We start from the raw sequence: 12,115 nt of genomic DNA, 5'->3' as shown, positions 1-12,115 counted from the left end.
TAGCAGATTCATGCAAATGGCGTCAATATGCAGCCGTGCTAGTTGTCCCCCTGTGTGAATAGTCCCCCGCATATTTCCCTGCCCACCCGCATCAAACCGTCCATGTAGTTTTTCCGCACACGACTTTCTGGTTTTTTCACAGTAAGGCAGACACTTTATTGCAATCTGCTGTTGTCGGTACTTGTGTGCCATCCGGATCCTGGTGGCGGCAGCTGGTCGCTGGACGACGAGTTGGCGAAGAAGGGTCAGGATGCCAGAGGAACAGTCTCCGGATCCCACGCTATCTGGTCACGGCCGCCTGCCTTGGCCCGGTAAAGGGCGTCGTCGGTCCGTTTGATCAGGTCGGTCAGACTTGTGTCGGCATCGTGGATCCGCGCCAAGCCGAGGCTCACAGTGATTATCACCGATTCACCATTCACCGAGAAGGCCTGGCTGCGCATCCGGTCCTGAATCCGCTGGGCAATGGTCATGCTCTGCTCAATGGTGGTATTGGGCATGAACGCGGCAAACTCCTCGCCGCCGTACCTTCCGGAAAGGTCATAGGGGCGAAAGCTGGAGTGGAAACGCTCTGCGACCTCTTTGAGAATCAGGTCTCCAGCCAGATGGCCTTTGGTGTCATTGATCTCCTTGAAGTGGTCGATGTCGATCATGATACAGCTGAGGGATGCACCGCAGAGCTTCGGAGAACTCCTTTCACGGACAACCCTGGTGAACTCCTCTTCCGCCCGTTGCAGCAGGTATCCCCGGTTGGCGATACCGGTGAGGGGATCGGTTCTGGCAATCGTTTCAAGCTGTGACTGGGCTTCCTTGAGCTGGGAGGTGCCACCCCGGATCAGCCGATAGGAAAAACCGAATACCCCGGCCATGACCAAAGCCATGAGCAGAGTTGTGATTGTGGCCCCCTGGCGAATCTGGTCGCGATAGGGGGTCACGTCCATGTAGATTTCGAAACTGCCGAGCACGCGATGATCAAGACTGGCGATGGGGACATAGGTCTCTACGACGTCAACGTCCAGCAAGGCTTCGCCTTTCAGGTCCGAGGCCTTTTCCTTGGTGACTATCTTGGCATCGACCTCCCCCGACAGGGCTCTGGCAAGTCTCTTGTTGGTGTCGTCCACCTTGCCGATTAGGGATGGCTCGGTGCAATAAACAATGCGTTTTTCAACATCGTAGATCTTCACCTTGAGGATGTTGAAGTGGGCAACAGTCCGGCGGAGATTGCGGTCGAACTCTGCCAGGTCCTGATCCGCGAGCCCCAGTTGTATGCTGTCATCCCCGGATGGAGTAAAGATGAACTCCTTCTGCAGGTCGATGATCATCTCACACAGGTGAATGGAGTTCTGTTCGGCGCTTTTTATGACGAAACCGGAAAAGACGCGATAAAAGCCGGAACCGCTTATGACGATAATAACGGCTAGCGATATGATTGCAGTCGTTACCAGAAGGCGCAGCAGGCTGTCGTGATTGTGGCGGGTCTTGGTCTTGAGCTTTTCATTGAACGGCATGACGGGATTCATTTTTCTGGCGGGCAATAAAGACCTTCATGGGGGCCGGTCTGCTCCTGGTGGGAGAGAGGGACAAAGGGGTAGCTACATGGATAAAATACACACGGCACAGTGCAGTGTCAACGCAATTTCGGATGATATGGCGGGGAATTAGGGGCAGTTTAAAGTTGCGGAGCCTCAATCTTCCGTAGAAGAGGGGAGGGTTGGGGAGCGTTGCTTGCCTCCAAAGGGGAGCACAGGGTAAGATGGCCTGCAATACCCCCTTAAAGGAGTTGACATGGCGCAACATGAACGGGAGGCGATCCTCCGCTTGTTTGACACCCTTGATCGCGAGCATCTCTCCGGCAAGCATGAAGCTTTACAGTTAGCAATCATCACCCTCCTTTGCGGCGGCCACCTCCTTCTGGAAGATCGTCCCGGCCTCGGCAAGACCACTCTGGCCCTGGCACTGGCCCGCGCTACCGGCCTCCTCTTCGGACGGGTGCAGTGTACCAGTGATCTCCTCCCCTCCGATATTACCGGTCTGTCGATCCTCGATCGTGCTGCCAATGATTTCCGCTTCATTCCCGGTCCGATCTTTTGCAATATCCTTCTGGTCGACGAACTCAATCGTGCCATGCCCCGCACCCAGAGCGCTCTTCTTGAAGCGATGGAGGAGCGCTGTGTCACCGTTGAAGGGGTGACGCACCGGCTCCCCGAACCCTTTATGGTCATTGCTACCCAGAATCCCGGCGAGCAGGTCGGCACCTTCCCTCTTCCCGAGTCACAGCTCGACCGCTTCCTCATCACCACCGGCATCGGCTATCCCTCCGCCGAGATCGAGCGCCAGATCATCGCAGGCGGCAGTATCCGCGATGATCTGAAACAGATCGAGCCTCTGATTACGCATGAGGAGCTCCTGTCCAGTCGCAAGGCGGCACAGAAGGAGGTGCATCTGGCGCCGGAGATCATCGATTACATTCACCGTATTGCTGTTGCCACCCGCAGTGGGGCTATGGTCAGCGCCGGGATCTCGCCGCGTGGCGCCATTGCTCTTGCCCAGAGTGCCCGCGCCTGCGCCTGGCTGCAGGGGCGCGATCATGTTATCCCCGAAGATATTCAGGCGATGCTGCTGCCGGTCGGCGCCCATCGTCTTATCCTGCGCCCCGAACATGAGGGGATCAACAAACGCGAGGTGCTGTCATCGCTCGTCCGCACTCTTCCGGTTCCCCGCTAAAACTCACCCGCACCGGCGGGATTTATATCGGCATGACGCTGATCCTCGGCTTTGCCGCGGTCAATACCGGCAACAATCTTCTTTATCTGATCGTTGCCGCGCTGCTGGCCTTTATGGCGAGTACCGGTTTTGCCGGCAAGCGCAACATCGAAGGGTATCAGCTCGACCTGAGTGCACCGGATGAAATCTATGCCGGCAGTGAAACGTTATTGACCCTGCGGATCCACAACCCGCGACGTTTCCTCCCCGCTTTCCTGCTGCGCGTTGAACTTGATGACACAAGTCTTCTCCTCCCCTATCTTCCGGCACAAAGCAGCGGCAGTGTGACCCTCCCTTACTGCCCTGGGCGGCGCGGCCATAACCGGATCAAGGAGATGCGTATCAGCAGCCCCTTTCCCGTGGCTTTCTTTGTGCGCCGCCACTCCTTTGCTCTCGACGGCGACATCCTCGCCTTTCCGGCGCCGCGCCCCCTGCCTTATCTCCTTAGCGCCAGCGGCAAAGAAGCCCATCGTCCCGGACAAAGCAGCGTCCGGCGCGGCAATCAGGGGGTCGTGGCCGGGATTTTCGACTACACCGGCAGTGAACCGCTCAAGCGCATTCACTGGCGCCTCTCCGCCCGCCACGATTCCCTCAAGGTCAAGGAGCTGGAGAGTGACGCCAGCGAGCCGGTCATCATCGTCCCGGCCGAGCTCCCCGGCGTCACCCGGGAAGAACGCTTGGGCGGGGCCGCCTGGCTGATCGACCGCACCCTGCGCAGCGGCCGGCCCGTCGGTTTGCGGCTGGGGTCGGGACTGCTGGCGCCGGGGAGCGGTCGCAATCATAAACTCAAACTGCTGCGCGCTCTGGCCCTTGCCGATGCCGATTAGACGCCTCCTCCTTATGATCGCCGCCCTGGCTGCTCTGGTCGGCGCCGCGCCCCTCTGGCCCTGGCTCGATCTGCCGCTGCGCCTCCTCCTGCCGGTTGCCTTCCTCCTCGGCCTCTGGGCCGATCAGCGCGGCACGGTTCTCCTGTCGGCACGGCCGGCAACGCTCCTGATGGTTGTCGCTTTTGTCTGGTACGGAGCGCACGCCAGTCGCGGCGATATTGTTGGGCCCGCGACCAATCTTTTGGCTCTGCTCCTCGCCCTGCGTTTGCTCACCGAAAAGAGCAGCCGCCATCTGCTGCAGATCTTCATCCTCGCGCTCCTTGCCCTGGCCGCTTCCTCCCTTTATTCCCTGAGCAGCGCCTTCTTGCTCTTTTTGATCCTGGAAGTTTTGGCGATTGCTTTTGGCCTCTTCCTCCTTTGCTATGCTGACGCCGATCCGCAGGCGCAGCTCGACCGTCGTCCCTTGCGGGCAATCTTTGCCATCGGTCTGGGATTGCCGCTCCTCTCCCTCCTCTTTGTCCCCCCTCTCTTTTTTATCCTGCCGCGCACCCAGGTCCCCCTCTGGAACTTTCTCAACCAGCCACAGAGTGCGATCAGCGGCATCAGCGATCACGTTGAGCCGGGGACGGTTTCGACCCTGGCGCAAAGCAAGCGGATTGTGCTGCGCGTCGAAACGTTGCCGCAACCCCGCAATGAACTTTATTGGCGGGTCATCGTCCTTAATACCCCGGAAGGAAAGGCCTGGGTGCGCCGTCCTCCCCCTGCCGCCGAGATGAATCTCCCTGAGAGCAAAAACGGTATTGAGCAGCGCCTTTACATCGAGCCGACCGGCGACTCTTTTCTCCCCGGCCTCGATCCGGTGGTGCAGTGGCGCGGCCTGCGTGCCGAACGCACTCCCGACAGTCTCCTCCGTGCGCACCGTCCCTTGAATCAGCGCAGCATGGTGCAGGCGACGTCCGGCCAAGGGGGACGCATTCGCAGTGGCAAGCCTTTTTCCCTCGACCTGTATCTGGCTTTACCGGCCGAGGTGACGCCGCGTCTGCGGGGTGCCGTGGATGCTTTAATCGAGGAGGGGGATGACGCGCGCCAGCGAATTGCGGCGATCGAAGGTTTCTTTCTGCAGCAGGGGTTGAACTACAGCCTCACCGTTCTTCCGGGCGGCGAGGCTCCGCTCGACGACTTCCTCTTTGCAAAGAAGTCCGGTTACTGCGAGCACTTTGCTGTCGCTTTCACAACGATGCTGCGTATGGCGAAGGTGCCATCGCGTTTGGTCGGGGGATATTATGGCGGGGAGTACAGTGAGCTTGGCGGTTACTATCTGGTGAGTGAAGATCGCGCCCACCTCTGGGTCGAGGCCCTGGTTGACGGCTATTGGGAGCGACTCGATCCGACCCGTTTCGCCCGGAATGCCGAGAGTGTCGGCAATGTCCAGCAGCAACGCATGCGAGGCCTTTCCCAATGGGTTGACGCTTTCAATTACTACTGGAATCGCACGGTTATCAGCTACGATCTCAGCCAGCAGATAGATTGGCTGCGCCGTACCGGCAAAGCCACTCGACGTTGGGATTTCGCAACCATCTTCAAGGAGAGTAGTTCCTTTATCCTCATTCCGGCGACAATCATGGGTCTGGTCTGGCTGATAATTCCGAGGTTGCGCCGCTCACCTGAGGAGCGCTTGTTACAACGTTTCTTGCGGCGATTACGTCAAGAAAAGATCGCCACGGACGATTTGAGTCTGGGACTGCACACCCTCGCCGCGCGCTCCCGTTATCCCGCCGCCCGCACCTTTGTCGCCCGCTACAATGCCATCGTCTTTTCCGGGCGGCAGGCGAGTGCTGCGGAGATTCGGGAGTTGAGAGAGTTGCTGCGACAGTTGCGTTTTTGAAGGCTGAAATAAAAAAAGACGGGATGTCCGCCTGGGCGCATCCCGTCTTTTCTATTCTGTCGCCGGTGCTGCAAGGCGTTTCTTGCCGCCCCGCCGGCGCTTTCTTTTGCGTGGGCCTTTGGGCGGTTCTGCGCCGTCGGCCAGTTTCGCGTCCGGTTGTCGGTGCCGTTCCAGGTGCTGCTGCCAGCGGTTGAGCAGTTCGTCCCCTTCGCCGCTGGCGGTGAGATAAAGGCGGAAGAGCTCAAAACCGGGCTGCGCCGCGGCATGGACGAGAAAACGCTTTTCGCCACGTTGTCCCGGTCCGCGCAGATAACGGAAGAGGGCCAAAAGGAGTTCGCGTGCTTGATGGCGAATGCCGCTGGCGATATGGAAATGTTCGCAGTGGCCGGCGAGGAGGGTCGAAGAGAGGGGGAGGGCTTCGCTGAGAGTTTGGTATTTGCTGCTCTTTTGCACAAAGGCCGAGGCAAAGAGGAGGGCGAGGGCAAAGCCTTCGCTGGCAGCCGGCTCCCCCTGCGCGGTGCGCTGATCGCTGGCGTCGAGCAGGCGCAGAGTCGTTTCATCCGCTTGATAGCCGCCCAAAAGCGGTGCCAGAAGTTGTGTCTCGCTGGCACTGCGCAGCACCGCTCCGGCGATGCCGTAGCGAAAGAGATTCTGCAATTCTTCCCGCACCCGGGCTGGCGCCGCCGTCGCGACCAGTGGTGCGCACTGTAGAATACCGTCATAAGTGGCGGAATCGAGGGTGAAGTCGAGGCGGGCGGCAAATTCGAGGGCGCGCAGCATCCGCACCGGATCTTCCTGGTAGCGGATCAGGGGATCGCCGATCATCCGGATGCGGCGTTCGGCAAGATCGCGCAGACCACCGACATAATCGATGATGGCAAAGGAATCGATATCGTAAAAGAGGGCGTTGATGGTGAAGTCGCGGCGGGAAGCGTCTTCCTCCGGGGTGCCGAAAACATTCTCGCGAAAATGATGGTGGTCAGCAGGATCTTCGGGGAGATCATCGGCGTGAGCATGGCGGCGAAAGGTGGCGACCTCGACGACTTCGCTGCCAAAACGGATATGAGCCAGACGAAAGCGGCGGCCAACCAGGAAGCAGTTGCGGAAGAGTTTCTTGACCTGGCTCGGGGTGGCATCAGTCGCCACATCGAAATCTTTGGGGATGCGGTTGAGGAGGAGATCGCGTACACAGCCGCCGACAAGATAAGCTTTAAAATTCTGACCGCGCAGACGGTACAGGACTTTCAGGGTCATTTCGTCGAACTGTTTACGGGAAATGTGGTGCTCGGCGCGGGGGAGGATAATGGGCAGGTTGGTCATAATCGGCGTGGCTCCGTAAGGTTGGCGCAGACTAGCAGAGAACGCTGCGGTATTAAAGAAAAAAGTAGCAGGAGTCGAGCAGCACATAAAAAAAGCGGACCATTAAGGTCCGCCAAAAAAAGAGAAAATATTTAAACAATCCCGGAGTCTGTTCGATGCAACGCTGTTGCCGCCTGCTTGGCAAATCGTCATCCCCCCAAGCTCACCACTTCAATAGAATTAAAGTAGATCACACCCTCCGTAGTACTCCTCCGGACATCGGGTAAAGCTCATTAGCGAGGCTGAAGATAGCGGGCGGCTCTTACAATTATCTGACAAAATAAGCTGTTTGAAGAGAAAATTGGCGGGGGAGGAATTTATTTGCAGGAGTCTGGCGCTTTTCTGGTTGTGATTTGCTGTCTCAGACACCACCCCCCAGCCCCCTCCTTGATCAAGGAGGGGGAGGAGGAATTGGCTGCTCAGCGGGTTAGCTGCCGATATTTGATGCGATGCGGGCGGTCGGCTTCGGCGCCGAGGCGTTTCTTCTTGTCCTCTTCGTACTCCGAAAAGTTCCCTTCAAACCAGGTGACGACACTATTCCCTTCAAAGGCGAGGATGTGGGTGGCGATGCGGTCGAGGAACCAGCGGTCATGGCTGATGACGACCGCGCAGCCGCCGAAGTTCTCCAGCGCTTCTTCCAGCGCCCGCATGGTGTTGACGTCGAGATCGTTGGTCGGTTCGTCGAGGAGGATGACATTCGCCCCTTCTTTGAGCATCTTGGCAAGATGGACACGGTTGCGCATGCCGCCGGAGAGGAGGCCGACCTTCTTCTGCTGGTCGGAGCCGGAGAAGTTAAAGCGCGAGACGTAGGCACGGGAGTTGACCAGCTGTTTGCCGAGTTCGATCTGCTCCTGACCGCCGGTGATCTCTTCCCAGATCGATTTGTGAGGGTCGAGATTGCGACTCTGGTCGAGATAAGCGAGCTTGACGGTCTCGCCGATGCGGATGGTGCCGGAATCGGGCTGCTCCTGGCCGGCGATCATGCGAAAGAGGGTCGATTTGCCGGCGCCGTTCGGGCCGATGACGCCGACGATGCCGCCGGGGGGGAGACGGAAGGTCATGTTCTCGACGAGGAGTTTGTCGCCATACGCTTTGCTCACCCCCTCGGCTTCGATAACGATGTTGCCGAGACGGGGGCCGGGGGGGATAAAGAGCTCGAGCTCCTTCTCCTGCTTCTCACTCTCCTGCCCCAGGAGTTTTTCATAGGAGGAGATACGCGCCTGACTCTTGGCGTGGCGGCCCTTCGGACTCATGCGGATCCATTCGAGTTCCCGCTCCAGGGTCTTTTGGCGCTGCCCTTCGGATTTGTCTTCCAGGCGCAGGCGATCCTGTTTCTGTTCCAGCCATGACGAATAGTTCCCTTTCCAGGGGATACCGGCGCCACGGTCGAGTTCGAGGATCCAGCCGGCAACATTGTCAAGGAAGTAGCGGTCATGGGTGACGGCGATGACCGTGCCGGCATACTGCTGCAGGTGGAGTTCAAGCCAGGCGACTGACTCAGCATCGAGATGATTGGTCGGCTCGTCTAAAAGGAGGATATCAGGCTTCTGCAGTAGCAGGCGGCAAAGGGCGACGCGACGTTTTTCCCCGCCGGAAAGGACCCCGACCTGCGCATCTCCCGGCGGGCAGCGCAGGGCATCCATCGCCAGTTCAAGACGGGAATCGAGGTCCCAGGCATCGAGATGATCGAGTTTCTCCTGCACCACGGCCTGGCGATCGCAGAGCTTCTCCATGTCGGCATCAGGGTCGGCAAAGGCAGCGTTGATCTCTTCGAACTCCTTGAGGAGATCGACCGTTTCCTGCACCCCTTCTTCCACGACTTCGCGCACGGTCTTGGAGCAATCGACGAGGGGCTCCTGTTCGAGGTAGCCGATGGTGTAGCCGGGAGAAAGGATGGTCTGGCCGGTGAAATCCTTATCGACGCCGGCGAGGATGCGCAGTAGTGAGCTCTTGCCCGAGCCGTTGAGGCCGAGGACGCCGATCTTGGCGCCGTAATAGTAGGAGAGGTAGATATCCTTGAAGACCGGCTTTTTGTCGTAAAATTTGTTGACCCCGACCATCGTGTAAATAATCTTGGTATCGATACTCATCGTTTTATTTTGCCTCCGGCAAAGAAATTAGGTTGCGTCAAGAGCCGTATTTTTTAACACAGCCTCCTTGGATACGTCAAAGAAAATCACGGTCTTTTCACGGGTTGAAGGAGGAGCCTGACCTGTTGATCAGCAACTCCGGAGTGCCAGCGATCGATGCTGCGGCCGTAGAGATCGACGCCGATAAAGAGGGTCAAAAGGAGGACGGCAAAGAGGAAAGGGGGGATGACCCAGCGCCGCGCCCAGGTGAAGCTCAGGGCTCCCGGTGCCGGACAGCCGGCGACACAGCGATAACAGGCAAAACATTCCGCCGAACGGATTGTCGTCTTGAGCATCACCGGCAGGGAAGCGGGGCAGCGATGCGAGCAGGCATTGCAGCGCACGCACTTTTCCGGAGAGCGGCGGATCTTGCCGATCGAGGCCAGAGAGACGAGGCCGAGGAGGGCGCCATAAGGGCAAAGGTAGCGGCACCAGGGGAGCTTGACGAAAATCGAGAGGACGATCGTGATCGCGACAAAGATCAGGACGATGGCCGAAGGGTCGGTAAAGAAGTGCAGCATGCGCACATCGACAATCTGATGGTACGGCGCGGCAAGAAAGGCTTGCAGCGCCGGCAATGGCATGGCAAAGAGAGCGGCAAAGAGGAAGAAGGCGAGGAGGAGATATTTGAGGCTGCGCAGGGGCAGATCGATCCAGAAAGGAGGGATGAAGTTGCGGCCGAAGAGTTTATGGCCGAGGCGCCACAGCGCTTCGCCGAGGGAAAAGACCGGGCAGATCCACGCACAGAAGCCGCGTTTGAGGAGGAGTCCGGTCAAAAGGGCGGCGAGGAGGATCAGGGCGGCGGCGGGATGGACCGGGAAGAGCTCGCCGCTTTGCAGCCAGTAGCGTAAATTCATCAAGCCGCTGATCGGCAGAAAGCCGTCGACGGCATCCGGGCGGGGAAAGGGGGCCATTCCGGTTGTGGCGATTGCACTCTTCCACAGGTAAAAGCGGATGCCGATCCAGAGGAAGAAGAGGATAAATCCGCCTTGCACGAGGTGGCGGGGGAGTTGCGGGGGGAGGCGGCGCAGCATGGGAACTTCCTTTCAACCCTGAGAGTGTCGCCAGCCTAGCTGAGCCGTCTGGTTGCTGTCAATGGCGGCATTGACAGCAACCAGACGGGGTAGTAATTTCCTTGCGCAATTCTATCCCGATGAGGTGCATCATGACGACGACCCCTTCCTCCGAAAACTGCTGGGACTTGACTCCTCTTTACCTTGCGCCGGACGATCCTGCCTGGGAAAGGGATCTGCAAGCAGCGCTAAGCGCCGCTCAAACCTTTGCCGCCGATTTGCGTGGCACTCTCGACGAAACAACGATTAGTGCACCGGCTTTGGCTCTGGCGCTGCATCGTTATGCAGAACTGCAAAAGCAAGGGCTGCAGCCATACTTTTATGCACAGCTCCTTTTCAGCGCCAAGAGTGACGACGATTGCCACAAGGCCCTGTTTGCCCGGGCCCGCGAAGCGTGGCATGCCGTCATGGAGACGACTCTCTTCTTCGAACTCGATCTGCTGCGCCTCAGTAACGAGGTCTTTGCTCCTCTCCTGACCGCGCCGGAACTTCAGGAGTATAAGCACTATCTGCAACAGTTGCGCGCCCATGCCCCCTACACCCTGAGCGAAGCGGTCGAACAGGCGCTCAAACGCAAGGATCTCTCGGGGAAGGAGGCCTTTGCGCAGCTCTTCGAGGAGATCACCGGCGAGATGCGCTTTACCTTCACCTTCCCCGGCGAAGAAACTCCCCGCGGAACGAGCGGCGAAGAGCTTCTCGCCCTCCTTTACCATCCTGACGGCAACGTGCGCGAAGGAGCTTTCAGCACTTTTCTCCATGGGCATGCCGCCGCCGGGACGGTGCTGGTCGCCTGCTTCAATAACATCCTCCTTGACCACGGCAAGGAAGCGGAGCTGCGCGGTTACCCACAGCTGATGACCCCGACCCACCTTGAAAGCGAGACCGCGCCGGCCATGGTCGAGCAGATGATGGCGGTCAGCGAAGCGAATTATGGCCTCGGCCAGGAGTATTTTGTCCTCAAGCGTCAGCTCCTCGGCCTGGAGAGGATGAAGAATACCGACCTTTACGCCCCCTTGAGCACGACGGTGCGCACCATAGATTTTGCCGAAGCGCGCGCCACGGTCCTCGCTTCCTTCTCGGCCTTTTCACCGCAGCTGGCGGAACTCGCACAAAGTTTCTTTGCCGAGCAGCGGATCGATATCTTTCCGGCGGCGGGGAAGAGCGGCGGCGCCTTCTGTCACGGTATGGCGCCGGGGATCTCTGCTTATATCCTCACCAACTACACCGGCACCCTGCGCGACCTTTCGACCCTGGCGCACGAACTCGGGCATGGCGTCCACTTTGCCCTTGCCGGCCGGCAGAATCTTTACAACTACAATGCCCCCCTCCCGCTCGCCGAGACCGCCAGCGTCTTTGCCGAAATTCTCCTCACCCGTCATCTCCTTGCCGTCGAGAGCGATCCGCAACTCAAGATCGCCCTCCTTTGCAGCAAGATCGAGGAGATCATCGCCACCACTCTGCGGCAGAACGTCCTCACCCGCTTCGAGCTCGCCGCCCACCAGAAGCGGGGGGAGGGACTCCTTTCCGCCGACGATCTCTGTGCCCTGTGGCTCACCGAGAATGGCAAACTCTTCGGCGACAGCGTGGAGATGATCGAGCCTTATCGCTGGGGCTGGAGCTACATCGGACACTTCATTCAATCGCGCTTTTACTGTTATTCCTATATCTTCGGCGAACTCGTCACCCTTGCCCTTTACCGCCGTTATCAGCAGGAGGGGGAGAGTTTCGTCCCGAAATATTTTGCGCTCCTCGCTGCCGGCGGCAGTCAATCGCCGGTGGAGGCCTTGCGCCCTTTCGGCATTGACCTGGGCGATCCCGGCTTCTGGCAGGAAGGGTATAATCTGGTCCGCGAACTCTTGTCGGAGCTACGGACGCTGATCGCCGCAAAGGAGGGGAGTCGCCTTTAGCTGCTGGAGATAAGCGCCGTACAGAGTATCGAATGTTTAATCCTTTTCTTGACTGGGTAAGTGGTTTTATGTAAAAATTTATTGTTTATTTTGATAGTTATCCTGATGACAAGCTGGAAGATCTGCAGGAAAAGATTTCAATAACCTGTTTCGCAACCGATCAAGGCCAGGAAGG

The 12,115-nt window shown here is 58.6% G+C and carries 8 protein-coding genes; 4 read left to right on the top strand and 4 right to left on the bottom strand.

Annotated elements, in window-relative coordinates; all coding sequences use genetic code 11:
• Positions 1-245 precede the first annotated feature (245 nt).
• Positions 246-1,532 carry a GGDEF domain-containing protein gene (locus CVU69_11875; GenBank protein ID PKN11571.1) on the bottom strand — a complete coding sequence of 429 codons (1,287 nt, stop codon included), beginning with the start codon at positions 1,530-1,532 and terminating at the stop codon, positions 246-248.
• 250 nt (positions 1,533-1,782) lie between these two features.
• Between CVU69_11875 and CVU69_11870 the strand changes: the two genes are divergently transcribed.
• The 3 genes from CVU69_11870 to CVU69_11860 are packed head-to-tail and all read left to right on the top strand — an operon-like array spanning position 1,783 to position 5,472.
• Positions 1,783-2,721, top strand: a complete 939-nt coding sequence (locus CVU69_11870) for an AAA family ATPase (protein ID PKN11570.1) — start codon at positions 1,783-1,785, stop codon at positions 2,719-2,721.
• A 32-nt stretch (positions 2,722-2,753) separates the two neighbouring features.
• Positions 2,754-3,587, top strand: a complete 834-nt coding sequence (locus CVU69_11865; GenBank protein ID PKN11569.1) for a hypothetical protein — start codon at positions 2,754-2,756, stop codon at positions 3,585-3,587.
• On the top strand, positions 3,577-5,472 hold the full coding sequence (locus CVU69_11860; GenBank protein PKN11568.1) for a hypothetical protein: 1,896 nt from the start codon (positions 3,577-3,579) through the stop codon (positions 5,470-5,472). The genes CVU69_11865 and CVU69_11860 overlap by 11 nt, the downstream gene beginning before the upstream one ends.
• A 51-nt stretch (positions 5,473-5,523) precedes the next feature.
• Here CVU69_11860 and CVU69_11855 read toward each other — a convergent pair whose 3' ends face one another.
• From CVU69_11855 to CVU69_11845, 3 genes are all read right to left on the bottom strand, one after another.
• The gene (locus CVU69_11855) at positions 5,524-6,792 is read right to left on the bottom strand and encodes a CCA tRNA nucleotidyltransferase (protein ID PKN11567.1); all 1,269 of its coding nucleotides are present in this window, start codon (positions 6,790-6,792) and stop codon (positions 5,524-5,526) included.
• 458 nt (positions 6,793-7,250) lie between these two features.
• Complete coding sequence (locus CVU69_11850) at positions 7,251-8,921, bottom strand: energy-dependent translational throttle protein EttA (GenBank protein PKN11566.1); 1,671 nt, start codon at positions 8,919-8,921, stop codon at positions 7,251-7,253.
• Between the two features lie 86 nt (positions 8,922-9,007).
• Complete coding sequence (locus tag CVU69_11845; GenBank protein ID PKN11565.1) at positions 9,008-9,994, bottom strand: 4Fe-4S binding protein; 987 nt, start codon at positions 9,992-9,994, stop codon at positions 9,008-9,010.
• Positions 9,995-10,125: 131 nt separating this feature from the next.
• Here CVU69_11845 and CVU69_11840 point away from each other — a divergent pair, with 131 nt between their 5' ends.
• A complete protein-coding gene (locus tag CVU69_11840) occupies positions 10,126-11,940 on the top strand; it encodes an oligoendopeptidase F (GenBank protein ID PKN11564.1) in 1,815 nt (604 codons plus the stop codon).
• Positions 11,941-12,115 lie beyond the last annotated feature (175 nt).

The organism is Deltaproteobacteria bacterium HGW-Deltaproteobacteria-4, assembly GCA_002841765.1.
In the GTDB taxonomy this organism is placed as follows: Bacteria; Desulfobacterota; Desulfuromonadia; order Desulfuromonadales; family UBA2197; genus UBA2197.
The sequence above is the reverse complement of the archived record's forward strand: the minus strand, read 5'-3'. Positions and strand labels throughout refer to the sequence as shown.